The organism is Synergistaceae bacterium (assembly GCA_017443945.1).
Classification (GTDB): domain Bacteria; phylum Synergistota; class Synergistia; order Synergistales; family Aminobacteriaceae; genus JAFUXM01.
The window spans coordinates 1-22,488 of sequence record JAFSXS010000086.1 but is presented as its reverse complement, the minus strand read 5'-3'; the positions used below and the strand labels follow the sequence as shown (position 1 = coordinate 22,488).

Annotated in this window: 23 protein-coding genes; 17 read left to right on the top strand and 6 right to left on the bottom strand. The window is 41.1% G+C overall.

What is annotated here, in order from left to right:
- Window positions 1-105 precede the first annotated feature (105 nt).
- Window positions 106-1,095: an aminotransferase class I/II-fold pyridoxal phosphate-dependent enzyme gene (locus tag IJT21_08805; GenBank protein MBQ7578350.1), complete on the top strand. Its 990-nt coding sequence runs from the start codon at window positions 106-108 to the stop codon at window positions 1,093-1,095.
- On the opposite strand, the gene IJT21_08800 is transcribed toward IJT21_08805, so the two are convergent.
- Entirely contained in the window at window positions 1,090-2,259 is a 1,170-nt protein-coding gene (locus tag IJT21_08800; GenBank protein ID MBQ7578349.1) for a phosphotransferase, read from the bottom strand. The genes IJT21_08805 and IJT21_08800 overlap by 6 nt on opposite strands.
- Window positions 2,260-2,943: 684 nt before the next feature.
- Here IJT21_08800 and IJT21_08795 point away from each other — a divergent pair.
- Genes IJT21_08795 through IJT21_08720 form a run of 16 tightly spaced genes read left to right on the top strand, consistent with a single transcriptional unit; the run spans window position 2,944 to window position 17,628 of the window.
- Entirely contained in the window at window positions 2,944-3,582 is a 639-nt protein-coding gene (locus IJT21_08795) for a hypothetical protein (protein ID MBQ7578348.1), read from the top strand.
- Between the two features lie 14 nt (window positions 3,583-3,596).
- The gene (locus IJT21_08790) at window positions 3,597-3,893 is read left to right on the top strand and encodes an STAS domain-containing protein (GenBank protein ID MBQ7578347.1); all 297 of its coding nucleotides are present in this window, start codon (window positions 3,597-3,599) and stop codon (window positions 3,891-3,893) included.
- A 4-nt stretch (window positions 3,894-3,897) separates the two neighbouring features.
- Window positions 3,898-4,986: an acyltransferase family protein gene (locus IJT21_08785; protein ID MBQ7578346.1), complete on the top strand. Its 1,089-nt coding sequence runs from the start codon at window positions 3,898-3,900 to the stop codon at window positions 4,984-4,986.
- Complete coding sequence (locus IJT21_08780; GenBank protein MBQ7578345.1) at window positions 4,983-6,623, top strand: SpoIIE family protein phosphatase; 1,641 nt, start codon at window positions 4,983-4,985, stop codon at window positions 6,621-6,623. The genes IJT21_08785 and IJT21_08780 overlap by 4 nt, the downstream gene beginning before the upstream one ends.
- Entirely contained in the window at window positions 6,620-7,015 is a 396-nt protein-coding gene (locus IJT21_08775) for an ATP-binding protein (GenBank protein MBQ7578344.1), read from the top strand. Before IJT21_08780 ends, IJT21_08775 begins: the two co-directional genes overlap by 4 nt.
- Entirely contained in the window at window positions 7,015-8,217 is a 1,203-nt protein-coding gene (locus IJT21_08770; GenBank protein MBQ7578343.1) for an STAS domain-containing protein, read from the top strand. Before IJT21_08775 ends, IJT21_08770 begins: the two co-directional genes overlap by 1 nt.
- Before the next feature lie 21 nt (window positions 8,218-8,238).
- A complete protein-coding gene (locus tag IJT21_08765) occupies window positions 8,239-9,156 on the top strand; it encodes a transporter substrate-binding domain-containing protein (GenBank protein ID MBQ7578342.1) in 918 nt (305 codons plus the stop codon).
- Between the two features lie 3 nt (window positions 9,157-9,159).
- Complete coding sequence (locus tag IJT21_08760; GenBank protein ID MBQ7578341.1) at window positions 9,160-9,981, top strand: transporter substrate-binding domain-containing protein; 822 nt, start codon at window positions 9,160-9,162, stop codon at window positions 9,979-9,981.
- A gap of 3 nt (window positions 9,982-9,984) precedes the next feature.
- Window positions 9,985-10,806, top strand: coding sequence for a transporter substrate-binding domain-containing protein (locus IJT21_08755; protein ID MBQ7578340.1), 822 nt, complete (start codon window positions 9,985-9,987; stop codon window positions 10,804-10,806).
- 12 nt (window positions 10,807-10,818) lie between these two features.
- Window positions 10,819-11,685 carry a transporter substrate-binding domain-containing protein gene (locus IJT21_08750; GenBank protein MBQ7578339.1) on the top strand — a complete coding sequence of 289 codons (867 nt, stop codon included), beginning with the start codon at window positions 10,819-10,821 and terminating at the stop codon, window positions 11,683-11,685.
- A gap of 4 nt (window positions 11,686-11,689) precedes the next feature.
- Window positions 11,690-12,562, top strand: coding sequence for a transporter substrate-binding domain-containing protein (locus IJT21_08745; GenBank protein MBQ7578338.1), 873 nt, complete (start codon window positions 11,690-11,692; stop codon window positions 12,560-12,562).
- A 6-nt stretch (window positions 12,563-12,568) separates the two neighbouring features.
- The gene (locus IJT21_08740) at window positions 12,569-13,375 is read left to right on the top strand and encodes a transporter substrate-binding domain-containing protein (protein ID MBQ7578337.1); all 807 of its coding nucleotides are present in this window, start codon (window positions 12,569-12,571) and stop codon (window positions 13,373-13,375) included.
- Between the two features lie 15 nt (window positions 13,376-13,390).
- On the top strand, window positions 13,391-14,215 hold the full coding sequence (locus tag IJT21_08735; GenBank protein ID MBQ7578336.1) for a transporter substrate-binding domain-containing protein: 825 nt from the start codon (window positions 13,391-13,393) through the stop codon (window positions 14,213-14,215).
- A 3-nt stretch (window positions 14,216-14,218) separates the two neighbouring features.
- Entirely contained in the window at window positions 14,219-14,899 is a 681-nt protein-coding gene (locus IJT21_08730) for an amino acid ABC transporter permease (protein ID MBQ7578335.1), read from the top strand.
- On the top strand, window positions 14,896-16,020 hold the full coding sequence (locus tag IJT21_08725) for an ATP-binding cassette domain-containing protein (protein ID MBQ7578334.1): 1,125 nt from the start codon (window positions 14,896-14,898) through the stop codon (window positions 16,018-16,020). The genes IJT21_08730 and IJT21_08725 overlap by 4 nt, the downstream gene beginning before the upstream one ends.
- 6 nt (window positions 16,021-16,026) lie before the next feature.
- On the top strand, window positions 16,027-17,628 hold the full coding sequence (locus IJT21_08720) for a 5'-nucleotidase C-terminal domain-containing protein (GenBank protein ID MBQ7578333.1): 1,602 nt from the start codon (window positions 16,027-16,029) through the stop codon (window positions 17,626-17,628).
- Between the two features lie 68 nt (window positions 17,629-17,696).
- Here IJT21_08720 and IJT21_08715 read toward each other — a convergent pair whose 3' ends face one another.
- From IJT21_08715 to IJT21_08695, 5 genes are read right to left on the bottom strand one after another with little or no spacing between them, the layout of a single operon-like run.
- Complete coding sequence (locus IJT21_08715) at window positions 17,697-19,073, bottom strand: hypothetical protein (GenBank protein MBQ7578332.1); 1,377 nt, start codon at window positions 19,071-19,073, stop codon at window positions 17,697-17,699.
- Between the two features lie 21 nt (window positions 19,074-19,094).
- Window positions 19,095-19,694: a hypothetical protein gene (locus IJT21_08710; protein MBQ7578331.1), complete on the bottom strand. Its 600-nt coding sequence runs from the start codon at window positions 19,692-19,694 to the stop codon at window positions 19,095-19,097.
- Window positions 19,691-21,121: a hypothetical protein gene (locus IJT21_08705; protein ID MBQ7578330.1), complete on the bottom strand. Its 1,431-nt coding sequence runs from the start codon at window positions 21,119-21,121 to the stop codon at window positions 19,691-19,693. Before IJT21_08705 ends, IJT21_08710 begins: the two co-directional genes overlap by 4 nt.
- 13 nt (window positions 21,122-21,134) lie before the next feature.
- Entirely contained in the window at window positions 21,135-21,401 is a 267-nt protein-coding gene (locus tag IJT21_08700; protein ID MBQ7578329.1) for a hypothetical protein, read from the bottom strand.
- 6 nt (window positions 21,402-21,407) lie between these two features.
- On the bottom strand, window positions 21,408-22,361 hold the full coding sequence (locus tag IJT21_08695; GenBank protein ID MBQ7578328.1) for a hypothetical protein: 954 nt from the start codon (window positions 22,359-22,361) through the stop codon (window positions 21,408-21,410).
- Window positions 22,362-22,488: the final 127 nt, after the last annotated feature.

Genomic DNA, 22,488 nt, shown 5'->3' with positions numbered 1-22,488 from the left:
GCCGGGACGAATTAAATATGAATCGATACCCGGTCTGCGCTGTTACGGAAATTGACGCAGCAAAAGTGTTCTCCATAGTTATAAAAACGTGATAATATTTCGTTCATGAATAATTTATTAACTCTTCACGGGGCAAACCCTGAAAATTTATATCGCGCGTTAAATATAGTAATGCCGGAGAAAATTATAGACTTCAGCACTAACACTAATATAATAGCTTGGCCGGAAAATATAAAAATTGACATTGAGACTCTTGCGTCGCGTTATCCCGATCCAGAATGCGAAAAACTGCGGAATATTATAGCCTTACAAGAAAATATAAATCCTGCAAAAATTTTATTCACAAACGGAGTCAATGAGGCTATTTTTTTGCTTGAACGAGTTTTGACGGGCACCACTGCAATTTTTCAGCCATGTTATTATGAATATATGCGTGCGTTCGTTAATGCTCATGAAATTTTTTCGCTGGATAATATAAATAATTTCGATAATATAATTCTCGTAAATCCCAATAACCCGACCGGAAAATATATAAATAATTTCGCTGAAATAATAAATTTTTATCCCGGCAAAATTTTCATAATCGACGAGGCTTATATTGATTTTGTGCTTGATGACAGAAGGCGCGAAAGACTCTGCGATTTTGAGAACGTGATTATATTGCGCTCACTCACTAAAATTTTTCACTTAAGCGGTGCAAGAATAGGCTATATTATCGCAAATGAGTCAATTATTAAGCGGCTCAAAAATTTTCTCCCGTCATGGAACGTCAACGCATTTGCACAAGAACTCGCGCTTTATTTCTTGAATGACAAAAATTTTTATGAACGCACACTAAATTTTTACAGGGCAGCTACTCCGGAATTTATGAAAAATTTGCGTCTTGCAGGCTTTGAAGTAATTGACTCTGACGTTCATTATTTCTTGATTCGAGTCAATGATGACATAGAGGCACTAAGACTCTTGCTCAAAAACGGCATTACAGCAAGGCACACGAGAAATTTTGCGAGTCTGGACGGCCAATTTTTACGGGTTGCGACGAGATTCCCTGACGAGAATAAATTTTTTGTTGATGTCATGAAATTATTGCTATGACTCGAAATATTCATTTATGAAGCTGAAATCTTTTATTTTCTCGATTGCCGGGAGTAACTCGCCTCGAACTGTTGAATTTATTGCCCGCTGCTTGAGTTCTTTGTTATCGCCCGCATAATTTATAGAGAATACTACATGAATCAAATATGAATAAATCATAAATTTTTCCGTGAAGGTCTCTATTTCCTGCTGAGTCTTGAAGGTGAAATACTCTTTGCAAAATTCACTCCAGAAAATAGGCGCGTCCTCACAGTTGAAAGCTAACATTTTTGATTTTTCCTGAACACTTAACGGGGCAGTCTTCACGAAATGTACATAAGGAATAATCATCCCGGCAATATCCCAAAGCGGGTGGCCGTAAGCTGCGTCGCCTAAGTCTATTAATTGAAATTCGCCGTTATCGCCGACCATGATATTTTTCGCGTTAAAATCGCCGTGCAAAAAAGTTTTTCGGTCTGGTACTGTGTCAATGAATGCTAAAATTTTATTTGACTCTTCGGGCTTTAGGTAAGCTGCAAGACTCTTGATTAAGTTCGAGAGTTTAACTTTACGGCTTGGAAGGTTTGAGTCCTGTTCAACTTTTATATTATGTAACTGTTTGAGCAATTGAGCGCATTTTTTGCCCATTTCTGGTATTCTTTCGCGATTTTCTGAAATTATTTGTGCAACTGTCTTAGCATTTAGCAATTCATATAATGTGCCGTAAGAATCGCCGCATTGAATCACGTCATAAGATATAGCTGTTGGGACTCCAAGCAAGAAAACTTTTTGTGCTGTGTCTCGTTCGCGCTGTACAAAATCTAAATTTATGCCGGGATTATAAATTTTCGCGATAGTTTCGGAGTCGATTCTGTAGACTCGCCCGTAAGAACCGGAGCCGATTTCCTCGCAGCCTTCGACGGAAATTTTGCGCAAAGCCTTCTTAACGTTGAATAACTCTGTGAAGCCGGTAGTCTCGAAAATGTCATAGACTTCGCGTGATACGTTGATTATGTTAATTTTTCGGCCTGACTTCCTGCGTGCCTTCATTAAGACTCTAAGTCCTGCGCTGGAAATATATTCAAGTTCTGACGCGTCAAATATTAAATTATCGCCAATAATTTTTTTCTCCCATTCGCCGGCATTGTTTGAGTCGATTCGTCCTGTCAAAAAAATTGTATTCATGTAGTCCTCCTGCAAAATTATAATATAGCGAAAAATTTTTGCCTCTTTGCGCTTTTTGTCAATTATAATGCATTGAGCTGGAATAATAGCACGAAAATTAAAATGTGTTGGGATTTTAGCAATAAAGTTTATGGACGCAAGAAAATTTTAATGTGCGATTAATTATGAGTTCTGGAAAAATTTTAACGTTTTATAGTCGCAAATGAAAATCTATCCGGTCTGAGAATCAATAAAAGTTTATTGACGCGAGAAAATTTTAATGTGCGATTAATTACGAGTTCTGGAAAAATTTTAAACGTTTTATAGTCGCAAATGAAAATCTATCCGGTCTGAGAATCAATAAAAGTTTATTGACGCGAGAAAATTTTAATATGCGATTAATTACGAGTTCTGGAAAAATTTTAACGTTTTATAGTCGCAAATGAAAATCTATCCGGCTGAGAATCAATAAAAGTTTATGTATACGAAAATTTTAATGTGTTACGAAAAATTTTTTGTTCGTGAACAATTATGAGTGCTGAAAAATTTTAACATTTTTGTAGTTGTAAATGTAGTTGTAAAATTATATTCTTTGAGTCATGAAAAATTTATTTGCTCGTGAAGAGTTTTGCAAGCATTATAGCATGAAATTTTATGAACGTGATATTATTGTCAAGTAATATTTAATCGGGAGGGTAATAAATTTTGAATCTACAGACCGATAAAGTTAAAGTCTCTAATAACGGCGAGGGATTACAGGGAGTCTTGAAGCTCGCAGAAAATTTCTCCGCCACAATCGGACTAAATAGCAAAAATTCTATGAAATTACGGCTTTTGGCTGAAGAAGCAGTAAGCATGATAAAAGCTGTAACGAAAGATTTTGAGGCTGATTTATGGCTCGAACAGGAAGACAAAACCTGCAAATTATTTCTTGAGGGCAAATCTTCAGATATTAACTACGAGAACCGCAGAAATATTTTAGAACTCTCAAGCACCGGAGAAAATACAGCTCCCGTCGGCATAATGGAAAAAATTCGCGGAATCTTTGAAGCCGGCATTTATGGACTCGAAGAAAGTTTCAAGCTGCAAAACGAAACAGGCGCAGGAAATTTCAATTATGGCGCACTAGGAATGTTAGACGCTGGAATGTCAGAAGCTGTTTATGCGTGGTCAATGCAGAAATATAAAGACGAACTCGAAGCAGCACGCGAAAAAAATCAAGACTCAGAGCTTGACGAGGCAGCAGACGAACTTGAGAAATCAATTATTGCGAATATCGCCGATGATGTTCAAGTCGGAATCACGCGCAATAGTGTAAAATTAGTAATCAGCAAAAAATTTTAGGAGGTCAAAAAATTATGTTAATCAACAAAGATGCAAAAGGCGACGAACTTACTATTTCAATCGACGGAAGACTCGACACAACAACAGCACCTCAGCTCGAAGCAGAAATTAATTCATGTCTTAACGGCGTGAAATCGCTTACAATGGACATGTCGAAACTTGTTTATATTTCGTCGGCAGGTTTGCGCGTTCTCCTCAAGGCGCAGAAGGTCATGAACAAGCAGGGCAAAATGACTGTAACTAACGTCAATCAGGAAATCAAAGAAATTTTCGAAGTAACCGGCTTTGATGAGCTGCTCAATATTGCATAAATAAATGTCTAGCAGAAACACGACTCTTGACATAGCCAGGGGTCTGGGAATAATCATCGTCTGTATTTATCATATTATATATAGACCTGAAATGAGCTTTGCGGATATGCTGATACTCGGAGGAATCTGGTTTATTCTGCCGTTTTTCTTTGTTATATCGGGTTATCTGTATAAGCCTAATAAACGCCCGTTAATAGCCGGCATTGTTCACAGGATCGAGCATTTATTAATTCCTTCGTTGAAGTACACTGTAATTTTGCTGCTTTCATGGGGCATTTACTGCATGATGTTTCACGGGGTTACGGTCAAAGAATTTGCGCGCGATATTGTATTAACTTACTTAAGGCCGGAATTTTATAGAGTGTTTATCTCTCCTGATGTAAGAATCGACGGCATTATTTACGACATGATCTCGACAGTATGGTTTATATGGACGATGATTCTTGCTGCACCTTTGTTCTATGTTCTAGTAGATTTCACAAATAAGCGGGCATTAAATTTATTTATTGTCTGTGCATTGCTTGTGATTATCAGTACGATTCTTCACCCTTATAATGCAAAATTTTCGTGGAGCTTGACTCTTGTTCCTGTTTATTGTGCTGCTGCATTGTGCGGTTCGTTTCTATCGAGTCATGACTTAGTGAATAAAATTTTTACCGGCATTCATCAATATATTATTGCGGTAATTGCTTTAATTGTTCACATCATGATATTTTACAAATTCGGAAGTTTCTGGGTATTCTCGAACTCCATAGCAAACGATAACGCGGGAAATTTCGGAGTCTTTATTTTCTTCATTCAAATATTTATCGGCGGCTATGCTTATATAGTTTTGTGCAGACTGATAAATAAATTCAGCATTCCTGAAGAATTTTTTGTGTTCATAGGGCGTAATTCGTTAGTATTTATGTTCACTCACAGAATTTTTGCGACTTTATTTGCTGACATGATACAGGCTCCCATAAAAAGCTGGGAATTTTGGTATGTACCGTTTACTGCTGAAGCGTTCTTCAAGAGTCTAGCAGGCTTTATTTACGCGCTGTTAATGGGCGGTGTTATAGTGAAGATTCAGAGGATGAGACGTGCAAAATGAAAATTAGACTCAGGCACAATATAGCATTTGAGATTCTCGCGGGAGTTGTCATTGTTCTTGCTGCATTGACTCTAACTGTAAGTGTTATAGGCTATTATGAATTTACCGGCGCGATTCAAAGTCAATACGCAAATTCAGCTTATAACACTGCACGGACTGCAAGTTCATTACTCAATAAAGCATTTGTCAGCAGCACAAATTACACTTCAACTAACTGGCAGAGGCAATTTAACCGCTTAAAACTTGAATGGAACAGACTCGCGACGACTCAAGACGCTACATACATATATTTATTCAAGGCATCAGGCGACAAACACGAGGAAGTAACATTTTTAGTGAACGTAGCAAACCCGAAATTTACGAGAATAGGCGCATATTCTCCGGGACATTCATTCACGCAGACGGACCCCGTATATTTAAAGGCTTTCAGTGAAATTTATGATAAACGCTCAAACAGGGCAGAATTTGCGAGCTACAGGCCGGAAAATGAATATCAGTCCGGGAATCATGTAACAGTTTTCGTCCCGATTTACAGCATTCGTGAAGGTTTCGGCGATATTATAGGCGTTATAGGCGTTGAAAGGCGCATGGAAGATTTAGACTCCGCTCGATTTGCATATTTATACGGGACTCTAAGGGCAGCAGTAATTTTATTGCTCGTTGTGTTAATTATTTACGGGCTGTATTTAAATCGCAACTTGTTAGCACCGATTCAGAAAATTGCAAAGGAAGCTACACGTTTTGCACGAAAAAATACGCTCCCTGAAGAGACTTTACACGCTGAAATCAAGACAAGAAACGAGATCGGCCAGCTTGCACGCACTATTGACGTAATGGAGAAGGACATAATTAGCTACGTCGAGAATTTAACGCGCGTGACTCAAGAGAAAGAGCAGATTAAAGCCGAGTTAAACGTCGCTACACAGATTCAGGCTGACATGCTCCCGAAAGATTTTCCCGAACGCAAAGAATTTGAACTCTACGCAGCAATGAAACCAGCAAAAGAGGTCGGCGGCGATTTTTACGACTTCTTCATGATAGATAATAATCATATTGCTTTAGTCATGGCTGATGTATCAGGCAAAGGAGTCCCCGCAGCTTTATTTATGGTAATCGCTAAAACTTTAATAAAGGATCGTGCAAAAATGGGCGGCAGTCCTTCAGAAATATTAAGCGACGTAAATAATCAGTTATGCGAGGGCAACGAGGCAGATTTATTTGTAACCGTCTGGCTTGGCATTCTCGAAATATCAACGGGAAAAATTATCGCTTCCAACGCAGGCCATGAATATCCGGCAGTAAATAAAAACGGTGCAGATTATGAGCTCGTCAAGACAAAACAGAGTCCAGCAGTCGCAACTATGGAAGGAATCAAGTTCAGGCAGTACGAATTTGATTTACACCCCGGCGAAAATCTTTATATCTACACTGACGGAGTAGCAGAAGCAACAAATATTCATGAAGAGTTATACGGCACTGATAGAATGTTAGCAGCCCTCAACGAGACAAAAAATTTCAACGCAAACGAGATTTTGACTCACATGAAGAAATCTGTTGACGACTTCACAGGAGAAGCCCCGCAATTTGATGATATTACTATGTTATGTCTGCGATATTTCGGAGGTGATCAGACGTGAAAGAACTTAAAGTTTCAGCAGACGTAAATAAACTTGATGATGTTCTTGCGTTCATTGATGCCGACTTGGAAGAAAACGGCTGCAGCCCGAAAATACAAATGCAGCTCGATGTTGCTATTGAAGAAATTTTTGTGAATATCGCTCATTATTCAGGTTCGGAATATGCAATTATCCTGACTGACATAAATTCTGAATCGGCCAAGATAGTTTTTATTGATGAGGGCGTATACTTTGACCCGTTAGCGAAACCTGATCCCGATGTTACTTTACCTGCTGAAGAACGCAAAATCGGCGGGCTTGGTATTTATCTCGTCAAAAAAAGTATGGACTCTCTTAATTATGAACGCAAGGACGACAGAAATATTTTTACGATAACAAAGAGGCTTGCATAATGGAAAAATTTTCAATTAATACATCAAAAGCGGGTGCATTAAAATTTTCTATTTCGGGCAGACTCGACGCGGCCAGCTCACAAAATTTCTTGAACGTCATAATGTCTCATGTAGGCGATAAGAATGACTCTACTGTAATTATCGACTGCAGGGGTCTTGATTATATTTCCAGCGCGGGACTTCGTGCAATGCTGGCCATCCATAAAAAATGTAACTCTCAGGTGGTATTAACTAATGTATCACCGAAAATTTATGAGATTCTCGAAGTAACAGGTTTCTCGCAAATTTTTGATGTATCAGTAGCTGAAGATAATATAAAAGTGTCTGAAGTTAAGGAGCTTTCACAAATTAACGGTCAATTAATCGGCAAGTCTGACGGAACAGAAATTTTCAGGGTTAATTCTGATGAGCTTATGAAATTATATCCGGCTGGGAAAAATCTTGCTGACGTGGAAAACGAGATGAAATTGACCAAAGCAGCACTCCTTTGCGGAATCCCTACGCTTATATCATATTATATAGTGCATTATAATGACAGATACGGACTTGTTTACGAGATGCCGAACGCCCGCACAGTTGCATCACTAGTAAATTTTCAGGACTGGAATCTAAATCAATACGCCGTCAATATGGGAACAGCACTCAAGCAAATTCATTCGTGCGTACCTGAAGAGGGAATTTTTCCCAAGACAAAAAGTTTAGTTCTTGAATATCTCAAGCACGCGGCCAGTCATTACACTAAGAATGAAATCGAACAGCTTGCAAATTTAATAAATGCAGTCCCGGAAAAAAATACGTTCGTTTACGGCAGTTATCATGCTGGAAATGTATTTGTTCAGGACGACGAGATAATTTTGCTTAATATGTCGGGTTCAAGTGTCGGGAATCCAATTTTTGATCTCGCAGAAATTTATATGATTCACGTATTAGAGTCAGATATATTTGCAAAATCTTTAACGGGATTCGAGCCAAACAGGGCAAAAATTTTCTATGACTTAATGATTCGCGCATACTTTGACTTGAATGACATAATAGAACGTGAATATATTATAAAGATTGCTGCGTTATTAGATTCTGCGCTTCTGCCTGGTATGGGAAATTTTACGCCGGTTCAGATAAATAAATTCGTAACAAGTGCGAGACAAAATCTATTTCCTAAATTTACAAGTTACATGAACATTTTATCTCATGCAAAATTTTAAGGAGGTCTAACACGCTTTATCATGAAAAAATTTATTTGTGCAGTAATATTATTATTGCTGGTGGGTCAGTCAGTTTTTGCGGCGGAAAAAAATTCTGTCAATGCAGGTGTATTAACTTATTTGGGCACTACAGAGCAGGAATTTCAAGAGAGTCTTGACGACTTGAGAAAGGCTGTAGCTCCATTAATCCCGACTGATGACGAAAAAGGCGAGTGGGCAAACTATGACCGTTTAGAAGGTTTTCTTGCTTCGCTTGTCAAAACGCGCAGGGTAATCAAATTTTTTGACTCGTTAATGGCTATGGAAATGGCTTTACGTGCGGGAAGAATTGACGAGATTTCATTACCTGAGGCCGTAGCACTTTATCTCGTGAACAATAATTCAAATTATGATATTTATTTCTCGTTAAACATGATGCCGTCAACTATTTCATTTGGATTCAAGCGCGGGAACACGAAATTACAGAAAGAATTTAACACCGCTATTAACGCAATGAAGAAGGACGGAACATTAAAGCGTATCGAGAGCAAATATATTACAGATTTGGGAAACAGCGAGCCTCAGCCGGTAAAATTTGAAAATTTCAAGGGAGCAGCCGTTATAAAAGTTGCAGTAACGGGAGATTTGCCGCCGATAGATTTTATTTCAGCGAACGGGACTCCGACGGGCTACAACACTGCGATTTTAAGCGAAATAGGCAAGAGACTCAAGAAAAATATCAGGCTCATTAGTGTAGATGCTGGCGGAAGGTCTGCGGCTTTATCGTCAGAACGTGCTGATGTCGTTTTCTGGTATAGGAACACTGAAGGCTTTAACACTAATAACGTTAAGGGCTTGAAGGGTAAAAACGTAAACATGAAGGACTCTATTGACGGAGTAATTTTGTCCGAGCCTTATTACACTTGGGACACTGATTTAATTATAGGGAGGAATAAATAAATCATGCGTAAAATTTTATTAGCTTCTCTGCTTGTAATTTGTTGTGCGGGAATGAGTTTTTCTGCGCCGATAAAAACCGGTATGCTTTCACCCGTCGGACTTGATGAGAATGGCGTAATCGAATGGATGTCGAAAATTGCGCCTCTTGAGGGTCAGCCGGAAGCCGTTGACAAAGAAAATAGTATAGCTTTCTACGAGAATTTAACGAGTCTCTTAATGGCACTCAACGCAGGAAAGGTTGACAAAATTTCTTTAACGTCAATGTGTGCACGTTACATCGCAGCCAGAAATGAAAATTTGAATTACGTAGATTATCACAATAACGCTGTAATCGGTTATTCTATTGCAGTGCCGGAGTCAAAGCGTAATATGTTAATGGGAATCAACCTTGCAATTTTTGACATGAAGGCAGACGGGACTCTTGCTAAATTAATGCGCAAATATATTCTTGAGCTCGGCAATAATGATCCTGAACCTGTTACAATGCCCGTTATTTATCGTGAAAGCACGTTCAAAATCGCAGTAACAGGAGATATTCCCCCGATGGACTGCATTTTATCTGATGGAACGCCGGCAGGATTTAACACAGCTTTTCTCGCGGAATTGAGCAAACGAATCAAGAAAAATTTTGAGCTTGTAAATATTGACACAGGAGCGCGCGAAACTGCTTTATCATCGGGTCGTGTTGATATGTTATTCTGGTCTCGTTCGGTCTATAATGAGAAGGGCGACAGAATGCCCTATCCTCTTGATAATTTCACTGGTGTAGCAGTCTCAGAGCCTTATTTGCTGGACTCACGTGCAGCATTGGAAGTGAAGAAATAAATTATGCGTAAAATTTTATTAGCTGTCTTGCTTGTGATATTTTGTGAGGGAGTAAGTTTTTCTGCTCCGGCGAGAATAGGGGCTCTTACGTGCATTGGCCTTAGTGAGTCGGACGTTCTTACATGGACGGAAAAAATAGCAGTTCTTGAGGGCAAACAAGCAGGCTTCAAGAATGAAAATATTATAGTTTTCTACGATAATTTAACGTCTATGCTAATGGCACTGAACGCGGGGAAAATTGACAGATTCGCTCTGCCTTCAATAGTTGCAAAATATATTGCTGCACGTAATAGCAAATTAAATTATATCGATCATCATCATAATAAAGTAATGGGCTACTCTCTTGCAGCACTCGAACCGAAACGGGAAATATTAACAGCAGTCAACCGCGCAATTTCTGACATGAAGGCCGACGGGACTCTCACGAAATTACAGCAAAAATATATTCTCGAACTCGGCAATAATGACCCTGAACCGGTTATAATTCCTGTTATTGACGGTGCAGAATCACTCAAGATCGCTATAACAGGAGACTTGCCCCCGATGGACTGTATATTAGCTGATGGAACGCCGGCAGGATTTAACACAGCTTTTCTCGCAGATTTGAGCAAGAGAATCAACAAAAATTTTGAGCTTGTAAATATTGACACAGGAGCGCGCGAAAGTGCTTTAATGTCGGGAAAAGTTGATTTATTGTTCTGGATTTGCTCGATTTATAACGATAAAGGCGAGATAATGCCCTATCCGCTTGACAAGTTAACGGGTGCGGTGATTTCTGAGCCTTATTTGCTGGACTCACGTGCAGCACTGGAAATTAAGAAATAAGGAGATATACTCATGAAAAAATTTTTATGTTTGTTTCTGCTCCTTGCTTTAACGGCGGGGAGTGCTTCAGCTCTTGAAATGCGCGTAATAAAACTTGGTCTGCTCGCGAAAATGAACAGCACCGAGTCTGAATACGCAAATATTTGGAGAAAAACTTTTGCGCCCCATAACGAAATATTGAACGTCATCACAAAATTTTATGACACTTTAACAGCTATGCAGATGGCACTAGACAAAGGCGAAATCGATCAAATGATTTTACCCGAATCTATCGCCGGTTATTTCCTGAATCGCAACAAAAATTTTGAGTCAGCTCTTGCATTGCCTGCACCGGGAAGGGGACTCGCTTTTGGTTTCCTTGCAGAAAATAAAAAGTTGCGCGACGAATTTAATAAAGCTCTTCAGACTCTCCGCGATGACTGGACATTATCAGCGATTGAAGGACTTTACATAACAAATTCAACGTCAGACCCTGAGCCGGTAAAATTTCAGCATTTCGACAACGCAGAGACGATAAAAATTGCTGTAACAGGAGACATGCCCCCGATAGATTTTATTGCGGCAGACGGGACTCCAGCGGGATTTAATACGGCTGTATTGTCGGAAATTGCGGCATTGCTGAAGAAAAATATTGAACTTGTAAATATTGATTCGGGTGCGAGAAGTGCTGCTTTATCGTCAGGGCGTGCTGATGTTGTTTTCTGGTACGAGATTGATACGGCCGGCAGAGATAAGACAGATACTCCCGACGGCGTAATTTTGTCCGAGCCTTATTATGTCTGGAACAAATTTATACACATTAAGAAGATCCCCGAAAAAGTAAATTCTTCAAGCTGGAATTATCGTCGTGATTTCTTGAACATGTACAGGAGACATTAATTTTATGAAGAAATTTTTTGTGTTATGCTTGATTGTGTTAGCGGCCTGTCCTGTATGGGCTGCTGACTCTGAAAATTTAGAAGTTGGATTCTTGACGCGCTTAAAGACTAATCCCGACGAGTTCTACAAAATCGTAAAAGAGTCATGGACAACTAGAGGCTGGGCGATTCTCGGCGGTGATCACGCATTAAGTACAGCAAAATTTTATGACTCTCTCTCTGAAATGCAATTAGCAGTAGACCGCAATGACATTGAAGAAATGATTTTGCCTGATTTTGTAGCGGAATACTTAATCAAGACGAACAAAAAATATACTGTCTCGTGCGTCTCAAAGTCGGGGACAATGAGTCTATGCTTTGGGTTCATGAAGGATAATCAAGAGCTCGCTAATAAATGGAATGCTGCTTTACGTTCAATGAGGGCCGACTGGGTATTAATGAATCTCGTGCAGAAGTACATAAAAGATTTCAACGCCTATGACCCGCAATATAATTATCTTTACGGCAATAACTCAAAGAAGGAGCGCGAAAAATTTGCGGTAAAGTTCGAGCATTTTCCCGGAGCGCCGTTAATAAGAGTCGCAGTAACAGGAGATTTGCCCCCAGTTGATTACATTGACGCAAACGGACACCCGGCAGGCTTTAATGAGGCAGTGCTCGCAGAAATCGGCAGACGTTTACGAGTGAATATTTTGCCGGTACAGTTCAGCTCAGGGGCAAGGGCAGCGGCTCTTGTTTCGGGACGTGTTGAAGTAGTTTTCTGGTTTGAAGTCGATAGAAGCGTTCAGGCTCAATACGATATACCCGACGGAATAATTTTATCTGATTCATATTTTGATTGGGATACATTTTTACATGTCAGATTAGACGAGGATTAATTTATTATGCGGAAAATTTTTACTGCCCTGTTGTTAATAGCTTTATTTGCAAGTTCGTCATTTGCGGCGGGTCATCGAGTCGGAATAATCGTAAAGCTCAATGCGGACGCTGAAGAACTAGCAAAAATTGCTGACTCTCAAATATTTACACGTACAGCTATGAGCAGACCGGAAATAAAATATTATCCGTCAATTAGTGCAATGCAGTTAGCTTTGAAGGCCGGAGAGATTGACGAAATTTTATTGTCTGAACCTGTTGTTAATTATATGCTCGATATTAACCCTGACTATATGATTAATTGCATAATACTTCTGGGAAAAAATTTTCCGTCGTTAGTGTTCGGGTTTAACGCTGATAATGCAAATCTGCGCGATGAAGTAAACAAGGCACTTGCTGAAATGAAGAATGACGGGACTCTCGCACTTATTAAGGCTCAATACTCGGAATTTGACAAATCATTAGTTAATCCGCCCGCCCCTGTGAAATTCACAAAATTTGACGGTGCCAAGACAATAAAAATTGCTGTAACTGGAGACTTGCCCCCGCTCGATTACGTTGCACCCGACGGAACGCCCGAAGGATATAATGTAGCTTTAATTGCAGAAATTTCACGCAGGTTAAAATGTAACGTCGAGATCATAAATATAGACTCTAGTGCTAGGGCTGCTGCTCTTGCGTCAGGTCGTGCTGATGTAGTATTCTGGCTTGAATTTTATCGCGAACTAGACAATCAGCCTGATATACCCGAAGGAATAATTGTATCTGATCCTTATTTGCACTTGGACAGGCTTTATCACATAAAATTAAAATAGGAGTGATGTAATATCATGAAAAAATTTTTTGCTGCTTTATTATTAATTGCTTTATTTGCGGGTTCGTCATTTGCGGCGGGTCATCGTGTCGGAATGTTAGCAAAACTTTGCATGAATGCCTCTGATTTTGCGTCAAGTGTCCGCTATCAATATTATTCGCTGGAAAACTTGAGCAGGCCCGAATTTGAATATTTTGACTCGATTAATGCAATGCAGTTAGCTCTACAGGTTAGAAAAATTGACGAGATCGCTTTGCCTGAAGTCGTAGCAGAATATTTAATGACTGCTGATCCGAATTATTTAATTAACTGCACCGTAATAATGAAAGATAATCCGATGGCCTTTGCGTTTGGATTCAAGTCCGATAATCAAGCACTCAGGGACGAATTTAACAAGGCTCTTGCAGAACTTAAGCGCGACGGAACATTAATAACTCTTCAGGCACAATACATAACGCCGCGTGACTCAATGATGGAGACTCCTGCGCCGATTCACTTCACGAAATTTGACGGAGCAAGAACGATAAAAGCTGCTATAACGGGAGATTTGCCCCCGATAGATTTTGCTGCTCCAGACGGAAAGCCCGACGGTTTTAACATTGCTTTACTCGCGGAAATTGCCAAGAGACTAAAATTTAACGTTGAAATCTTGAGCATTGAGTCACCTGCTAGAGCTTCTGCGCTTGCGTCCGGACGTGCTGATTTAGTGTTCTGGTTCGAAATTTATCGCGGACTAAAGACTCAGCCTGATATACCAGAGGGCGTAATTGTGTCGGATCCTTATTACCAGTTTGATACGATTTATCATTTGAAATTAGCTGCTATGGAAGGTTCGAATTAAATCATGACTCTAAGTGAAATACTTTATAGAATATTGATTCAAGGCGGTTCATACTGGACGATTCTTAAGGGTCTTGGCGCAACAGTTGAGATTTCTTTATTTTCGCTGTTATGGGGGACATTATTAGGCGCGTTTGTGTGTCTGCTGAGAATGTCCAAGATAAAAATTTTGAGTTTTTGTGCGACGGTTTATATAGTAATTTTGCGCGGATCTCCTGTCTTAATGCTGTTAATGCTGATGTATTACGGGATATTTGCGCGCAGTTCACTTGAAGCAAACACTATAGCAATCGTAACTTTTTCGCTGAATGTTGCCGCCCATGTTGCTGAATTATTGCGTGCGTCGATTAATGCAACTGATTACGGCCAAGTCGAGGCAGCTAGGACTCTGGGTTTCTCAGCGTGGCAGTCGTTCAGGCTCGTTACTCTACCGCAGATAATTACTATTGCAAAGCCCGTTTATCAGTCAACAGTTATAAATTTGATTCAATGGACAAGTGTTGTCGGTTATGTCTCGATTACTGATTTAACGCGCGTAATAAACAATATTGCGTCAAGAACAATGCAGCCTATGATTACGATTATAATCGGAATGTTGATTTATCTTGCTCTTGCTTACATAGTACACGGGTTATTTGCGCTTTCGGATTATATTAATTCACGCAAGGAGGCGGCGGCAGAATGAGCTTAATTGAAGTAAAAAATTTGTGTAAGTCATTCGGGAGTCGTCAAGTCCTAAACAATTTAAGTGTAGAGATCAACGAGGGCGAAAAAATTGCGATAATAGGCGGTTCAGGCTGCGGGAAAAGCGTTTTTCTTCGTTCTCTTGAGCTTCTCGAAGTTCCTGACAGCGGACAAGTTTTCATTGACGGCAGCGAGATAACGGCCAAGAATGCAAATGTGAATCAAATACGCCGTAAAATGGGCATGGTCTACCAGAAATTTTATTTGTTCTCACATATGAACGTGCTTGATAATTTGTGTCTTGCTCCCGTAAAATTATTGAATGTTCCGCGCAAAGAGGCCGAATCACAAGCTATGGACTGGCTGTCTAAAGTCGGTCTCACGTCAAAGGCTCACTCAATGCCCGCTAAATTATCAGGAGGACAGCAGCAGAGAATCGCAATTTGCCGTTCACTGATGATGAAGCCGAAAGTTTTATTATTTGACGAACCTACAAGCGCATTAGATCCCACTATGGTTGGTGAAGTTCTTGCGATGATTAGAATGTTGACGAAACATAATATGACGATGTTAATTGTAACTCACGAGATGAATTTTGCGCGTGAAGTTGCTGACAGAGTTTTATTTTTCGCTGACGGAGGCATTTACGAGCAGGGAACGCCCGCAGAAATTTTTGACTCGCCCAAAGGTGAGAAGACTATTGCATTTATCCGCAAGTTAAAATATTTCACGTACGAGATTAATACGCCTGAATTTGACTTGTTAGCACTTCATGGAGGCATTCACAATTTCGCGGAAAAATACGGAATCGACTCAAAACTTTCATACAGACTGCAATTATGTTGTGAGGAGCTTTTGTACGAAGTTATTGCGGGCTGCTATGAGAATAAATCAAATCCTGATATTATCATCAGCGTATCATATTCTGAGGCTGACTCGTCGACTGTCATAAATTTAACGGCCAACAACGCGAAAAAGTTTAACCCGTTCGACATTGACGAGGACAGCGACTCAGATAATATACATTTAGGGATTGCAATGTTAAAGCGGATCGCCGACGAGATAAATTACAGGTACGAGGGCGATTCGAATCACATTGATATAATTTTAGGAAGGAAGTAAATTTTTATGCGTAAAATTTTAGCGTTTGTGTTAATTCTCGCGGCTTTGTGCGTTCCTGCATATGCTGCAAACCCTGACAAAGATATATTTATTATCTACACGAACGATGTACACTGCGGAATCGAAGATCATATCGGTTACGCCGGACTCGCTTATTACGTCAAGCAAATGAAGTCTTTGCACCCATATGTAACGCTTGTTGATGCCGGCGACGCTGTGCAGGGTGCTACGATAGGCGCAATTTCTCACGGGCGTTATATAATCGAGATAATGAATTTCTTGAGCTATGATATTGCAGTTCCCGGAAATCATGAATTTGATTACGGCTGGGGACAGTTTATGAATTTCGCAAAAAATCTCAAGTGCGGTTATATTTCGTGTAACTTCAGGGAGATTTCAACGGGAAAATTATTTTTTCAGCCGTACAAAATTTTGCAGTATGGAAATGTGAAAGTAGCTTATGTCGGAATCTGCACGCCCGAAACCCTTGTTAAATCAACGCCGATGACCTTCATGGACGAGAACGGAAAATATATTTACGATTTCGACGGTGCTGACAACGGCAAAAAATTATGTGCCTCGATTCAGAAAGCAGCCGATGACGCAAGAGCAGCCGGAGCAGATTTTGTTATAGCAGTCGGGCATTTGGGCGAGTATGAAGACGTGCCGACAGAGTGGAGCGCGCCTTTTGTTGTTGCAAATACACGCGGGATTGATGCATTTATTGACGGACATTCACACGAAGTAACGCCCGCCCTGAAAATTAAGAATCTTGACGGACGCGAGATAAATATCACTCAGTCAGGCACAAAATTAGCATATATCGGCCAAGTTGTAATTCACACTGACGGCACTATCACGACGGGATTACTTGACGGCAAAGACCCGGACACTGAAAAATTTGTTGAAAGCATTAAAATGCGCTATGAAGACACGTTAAAATCTCATTTAGCTTATGTCAGCTTTGATTTGTTAGCAATGGACGATAAAGGCGAATGGCTCATCAGGAACGGCGAGACAAATTTATGTAATCTCGTAACAGACGGGGCACTTTTCGCAGCAACTGAGACAAAAACGGGGCGCGCTGATATTGCACTAATCAACGCAGGCGGAATGCGTACAAATGTTAAAGCCGGCGAGGTTACATATAATGAGGCGTTATCAGTACAGCCCTTCGGAAATACTTTCGGATTATATGAAATTTCCGGGCAGACGATTCTTGACGAGTTAGAACACGGCGCGAGACTTTATCCCTACAGAAGCGGCGGTTTTCTTCATGTTGCGGGAATGACTTACACAGTCAACGGGAAAATTCCGAGTCCTGTAAAAGTTGACGAGCACAAAAGATTTATAGGCATTGAGGGCGAACGCAGAGTCAGTGATGTACTTGTAAACGGAAAACCCATAGATCCGCAGAAAAAATATATAGTCGTCGGAACAGATTTTGTCATTCGCGGAGGCGGGGACGGACACGCATTCAAAGGCGCAAGATTAGTAGAGCGTGATTTCATAGTAGACACTGACGTATTAGCGCACTATTTTAAGCATTTAGGAGTCGTCCCTGAACGTTACAGAGAGTCCCAAAATAGAATTAAATTTGTGAAGTAACAGCGATTTACATAAAAATTTAGAGGCTGACTCATTGCGGGCCGGCCTCTTTTGTTATTATGGATGAATTATTTTCTGCGTCGAGAATTTCTCGGCCTGTTAGTTGCGTCCATGCGGTTTAATGCATTCTTTGCGGGCTCATAGTTGGGATTGATTCTTAATGCTGTCTCGAACCATTGACGCGCCTCCGGTCTCTTTCCCATCGAGAAAGCTGTTTCACCGGCCTTATATGCTGCAAGATAATCACTTGAGTTAGAGTTTGCTAGCTCGACATATTTTCTATAAGCATTTGCACCCCTGAGTCTGCGTGCGTTGATGTGTGCGACTCTTAACGTGTTTGCTTGGCCGCTTGGAAGTCCGTAACTTGCGATAACTTTTGCGGGATCCGTTGATTTATTCTCGAAATTTGCTGTGTTGACTGGTGCCGGCTTTGGTGCTGGTGCCGGTGTGTAATCATCAGCAGGACTCGGACTCGTTCTCAAAGCTGCGTCAAGTCCTTCAATGTCAGATCCTAATGCAGCTCTCGGCCTCGATCTTGGAAATTCTTTACGTTTTGCTAATTCTCTTGCCTCACTCGCTGAAATGGGAGCAATCTTATCACCCCTGCGAATTAATGAAGTGTCGCCACCTTCTTTAACGCCTCTTGCCATGCTGAAACTTGTTTGAACGTCAATAATCTGCACAACTGCAATTGTTTGAGTCTTACGTCCGATAACATTTCCGTCCATATCAAGAACTGAGTCGCCTTCAGAATAAACGCGGTAAAGTGCGCCTTTTCTCCCGCCTGAAGTTGCCCCCACACTTAATGTAACGTCTCGGCCTCCAGCTGCTAAGACCTGCATATATTCATCTGCGACGGTTTCACGGACTCTAACGCCTAATTTTGTAACAGCGTCCTCAACTGCTTTTGATTCTATTGCGCTTATTCCTGTGCCTTCATTTGTTGTTATGCCCTGAAATGAAACGCTTGTTGATTTATCGTTTGCTGTGCCTGTCTCGGCCATTGAGAGAACTACTTCACCCGTTGTAACATTTATAATTCTCATATCAATAGTAACTTCTGCGGTGTAAGTCGTCTCGTGGAATAAATTTCCGAAACCTGTTGATGAATGCTTTGACTCAAATTGTGTAACTGAACCGAGAATCATATATTGACAGCCTGCGAGCCTTCCGACCTGAACGGCCATATTTGAATCTACAAGCCCCGACATTGAGAGCCTATGTTCACGGCCAATTGTTTCGAGTCTTTCGCGTTCGATTACTGCAATTTTTCGAGAGTTAGAGATCATGCGCGTAAAAATGTCTGTGATTATTTCTGCCTGACCGTAACTCATGCCCGGAGCTTTGTTAAGAAATCTCATGACTCCGACTCGATAAACTTCTTCGGAACTTGCTGCGCTGACTGACACGCATAATATTACGAGTGCGAGTAAAATTTTTCTCATGATTATAATTTTTCCTCCTTGCTAAAACATTTGACTCATACCAGCTTCGACTGCTGCCGAGATAGCTTTATATGACGCTTCATCATCAGTGTAGCCGATCTGCTTTCCCATTGAAGTTTTTCCGCCTAATTTAGTGCCTCGTGAAGTTACGGCCATTATTGCCACTGATGCTGTGCCGGTGTAAAGATTAAATTCATTCACAACGGGATAACCTGCTCTGACTCGTGCTACGACTGTTGCTGCTGCGCTGTAATTTGCGTTGATTCTCATAATTGCGTCAACGTTTCCCTCAAGTGCATAGCGTGCGGCCTGTGCTCGTGCTGCTGCCTGTCTGATTCGTCTCATTTTTGCTTCATCGACGACTCTATAACCGTTGCTGCGTAACATTTCGACAATAATTGCTTCTGCTGTCTTGACGTGCTGGGGGTCATCACCTGTAACGACTACTGCAATATCGCCCCTTTTAGGTAAAACGCTGCGTCCGTTGTCTGTTGCTCCTCCGTTAGAATAATCATAGCGCGGGCCTGAAACGTGATTATCAAGTTTACCCTTGAGTCCTGCTGCACTTGCGAAATTAGCGAGACACAACACAAGAATTATCGCGACAACAAATTTTTTCATTGCGTTAATCTCCCTTCAATTGAGTCATTGCTTAGGGCTTCGATTTCAACGCCGTTATCTGATAGTTTAGCTGCAATTTCTCTAGCTGTTGACGAGCTTGTTTTTATCGTGAGAGTCAATTTTTTCGACTTATAGCCCGTCTCGATCTCGCCGAAATCCTTTAAGAAATCTTCAATTTTGCCTGCGTCAGAGAATGAGTCAACGTCAGAGATTACAACTTTTATAAATTTTTCGCTGATTGGTGCGGGTTCGGGTTTGCTTTGACGTTCGAGAGATTTCTTGACTCGCCCGTTAATAGTCTGTTGTGTGAGTGATTCAATTTCGACTCCCATATTAGACAAGAACGATGCAACTTTTCTAGCTGTATTCTGCGAGACAATATCGACCTCAAGCAAATTATCATTATAAGAACGCTCGAAGACTTCACCAGATTTGCCGGCCAGTTCGCGTAATTTTTCCTCTATCTCTTCAACGTCCTTGAAGGCAGCACCGGCAATTTTGATATTTACTGTGATTCCGCCGAGTGATGAGCCAGCCGAAGCCATGTTGTAAGCGATTTTATAAACGAGCTGATCTGCTGCAATTGAAGCCGCCTGCTTGAAGCACCTTTCTGCACCTCCTGCGACTGTTTGAGCGGGTTTCTTTCCTGTTGTTGCTGAGACATTTTTAGAGCTTACCTGATATGCTGTCTGCGTTAATACTGCTTTAATCTGAACTTTTCCGCCCACACCGAATAATCTTATTCCGTGAATCCTTTGATCCGCGAATCTCTCTGCCGACGCTCTAGCAACGATTATAATATCAGCTCTGAGAGTCTTTGCTGCCTCCGTGAGTCTCAAAGGGTCGTCAAATGCCTGTGCGGGATCCAAGTGTAAAAGAGTCTTGGCCTGTTCAGGATCAACGAGCAAATATCCGGCGCGTTCAAATACTCGTAATAATTCGCCTTCAGTCGTCGAAATAAATGGTGTGCTGCCCTCGATTTTCTCATCTACAAGAATCATTATTCTAGGGTTGCCGAGCATTGCAATAACGTCCGGGCCAAGAACGCCGTCAAGTGCTTTCTCTTCGACTCTGCAAGTACCGATAATGTTTAGAACGCCGTCTTTGTCAACTTTTTCGCTGATTACCTTAAAATTTTTCACGAGTCCTGATGCTTTCGAGAACACTTTATCACGTGTAACTGCAAAATTTTCCATTTCAGTAACGCCGGTAACACATGCTCCGATAGCTTTTTCCAGTGCATCACGATAGGCCATTCTCATAGCTTCGTCTCGTGCAGCTTTTTTCTGGCCGTTTCTGACGGGGGCGTAACCTTCTGCATCATCAACGATGTAATAACCGTCTTTAGCTGTAACTTTTGCAAATGCAGGAACAGCACACGCAATTAATACAAGACTCGCAATTAAGAACGCAAAAAATTTTTTCATGATTCTATCTGCCTCACTTCTTTAACCTGAGCCGGCCTTTAACGGTGTAAGTTTTTCCGTCCCACTCGCCGTCAGTTATTTCTACGTGTTTCATTATGCCGTGTATAGAACCTTTTCTGACTTTGCGGTATTGCCGTAATAAATTTTTCTGCAAATCAAGAATTGCACCGCGCCGGGCCATTGCACGAGCTCTTGCAGGTGTAACGCCTCGTGGAGCTGTGCCGACTCCTGACGCAGTGAGAATTATTGCTAACAGAAAGAGTGATAATGCGCGTTTCATGATAAATTACCTGCTGACAATTATAACTTTGCACTCTTTGCGGAAATCATAAGAACTGCTGCGGATTTGTGCGGCTGCTGCGTTAGAGATGAAAATATCGACATTAGTTTTGCCGAGTCTTATAGCTTTAGTTACGATTGGATTGCTTGCTACTAAGATTTCACCTTTTGCCGCGTTAATATTCGAGAAATACGAGCATATGCCCGACGATAAATAACTCGAACGGTTTACAAAATTCATTCCATAGACTGCCCGGCCGCTTGCGTCGTAAACCTGAAATGTCATAGCCGGTACATACGGCAAATGGCGAACATCAATAACGAGTCCTGTATATCTTCCGCCTCTTCTCGGTGTTGAAGGTTTGCGGGGTGCTCTGGGTGCGGGTCTTGTAGGTGCTGGAGCTGGTTCCGGTTCTGGTTCAACATAAATATTAACATCGGGAGTAGCTCCTACTTCAGGATAGACGGCGGGTGCGGGAGGTAAGCTCGGTGCGATTATGTGTCTGATTTGTCCGAGTTTGATTCTTCCTTTGAGAACGTAAGACTCTCCGTCCCATTCGCCGCTGATTGCTTCAACGTTGCGGATAATTCCGTGAAGTTCGGATCTGACTCTGTCTTCTGCCATAAAATTTTCCATGCGGGTTTCTGCGTCAATTTGTACACCGACTAAGAACTCAAGTAAATTTCTTTGTAGATCCAACATTGCGCCTCTTCGTGCGAGAGCCTTTGCTTGTGCGCCTCGTGTGCCTGTTGGAGCGACTGCCATTCCGGTGGCCTCGACATAATTATTTGTCCAGTCGACTAAACCTTTTTCTCTCTGCGTAACGACCGGAGGATTAGCGGTTGTAGGTGTTGAGTCGTCCCTGCTTGTGGTGTGGTCGATTTCCTCGAATGCGAGTGCAGGAGAAATTAATAATGCTGCGAGTACGAATAATGTTGCAATAAAACGGTAACGCTTCATAAAATAAAACCTCCCTGTTTGATAAATTATTTAGTGTGATTAAATTCTATCAGGTATTTATATATTTTGTGCGGAAATTTAATTTGGCGATAACGTGATGATGTGCAAAGCCGCCGCAGGGTGGGTG

Excerpts from the sequence above, each read along its gene's own strand:
- IJT21_08805 (MBQ7578350.1), top strand. The coding sequence starts at position 106 with ATGAATAATTTATTAACTCTTCACGGGGCAAACCCTGAAAATTTATAT.
- IJT21_08800 (MBQ7578349.1), bottom strand. The coding sequence starts at position 2,259 with ATGAATACAATTTTTTTGACAGGACGAATCGACTCAAACAATGCCGGC.
- IJT21_08790 (MBQ7578347.1), top strand. The coding sequence starts at position 3,597 with ATGTTAATCAACAAAGATGCAAAAGGCGACGAACTTACTATTTCAATC.
- IJT21_08785 (MBQ7578346.1), top strand. The coding sequence starts at position 3,898 with ATGTCTAGCAGAAACACGACTCTTGACATAGCCAGGGGTCTGGGAATA.
- IJT21_08780 (MBQ7578345.1), top strand. The coding sequence starts at position 4,983 with ATGAAAATTAGACTCAGGCACAATATAGCATTTGAGATTCTCGCGGGA.
- IJT21_08770 (MBQ7578343.1), top strand. The coding sequence starts at position 7,015 with ATGGAAAAATTTTCAATTAATACATCAAAAGCGGGTGCATTAAAATTT.
- IJT21_08765 (MBQ7578342.1), top strand. The coding sequence starts at position 8,239 with ATGAAAAAATTTATTTGTGCAGTAATATTATTATTGCTGGTGGGTCAG.
- IJT21_08760 (MBQ7578341.1), top strand. The coding sequence starts at position 9,160 with ATGCGTAAAATTTTATTAGCTTCTCTGCTTGTAATTTGTTGTGCGGGA.
- IJT21_08755 (MBQ7578340.1), top strand. The coding sequence starts at position 9,985 with ATGCGTAAAATTTTATTAGCTGTCTTGCTTGTGATATTTTGTGAGGGA.
- IJT21_08750 (MBQ7578339.1), top strand. The coding sequence starts at position 10,819 with ATGAAAAAATTTTTATGTTTGTTTCTGCTCCTTGCTTTAACGGCGGGG.
- IJT21_08745 (MBQ7578338.1), top strand. The coding sequence starts at position 11,690 with ATGAAGAAATTTTTTGTGTTATGCTTGATTGTGTTAGCGGCCTGTCCT.
- IJT21_08740 (MBQ7578337.1), top strand. The coding sequence starts at position 12,569 with ATGCGGAAAATTTTTACTGCCCTGTTGTTAATAGCTTTATTTGCAAGT.
- IJT21_08735 (MBQ7578336.1), top strand. The coding sequence starts at position 13,391 with ATGAAAAAATTTTTTGCTGCTTTATTATTAATTGCTTTATTTGCGGGT.
- IJT21_08730 (MBQ7578335.1), top strand. The coding sequence starts at position 14,219 with ATGACTCTAAGTGAAATACTTTATAGAATATTGATTCAAGGCGGTTCA.
- IJT21_08725 (MBQ7578334.1), top strand. The coding sequence starts at position 14,896 with ATGAGCTTAATTGAAGTAAAAAATTTGTGTAAGTCATTCGGGAGTCGT.
- IJT21_08720 (MBQ7578333.1), top strand. The coding sequence starts at position 16,027 with ATGCGTAAAATTTTAGCGTTTGTGTTAATTCTCGCGGCTTTGTGCGTT.
- IJT21_08715 (MBQ7578332.1), bottom strand. The coding sequence starts at position 19,073 with ATGAGAAAAATTTTACTCGCACTCGTAATATTATGCGTGTCAGTCAGC.
- IJT21_08710 (MBQ7578331.1), bottom strand. The coding sequence starts at position 19,694 with ATGAAAAAATTTGTTGTCGCGATAATTCTTGTGTTGTGTCTCGCTAAT.
- IJT21_08705 (MBQ7578330.1), bottom strand. The coding sequence starts at position 21,121 with ATGAAAAAATTTTTTGCGTTCTTAATTGCGAGTCTTGTATTAATTGCG.
- IJT21_08700 (MBQ7578329.1), bottom strand. The coding sequence starts at position 21,401 with ATGAAACGCGCATTATCACTCTTTCTGTTAGCAATAATTCTCACTGCG.
- IJT21_08695 (MBQ7578328.1), bottom strand. The coding sequence starts at position 22,361 with ATGAAGCGTTACCGTTTTATTGCAACATTATTCGTACTCGCAGCATTA.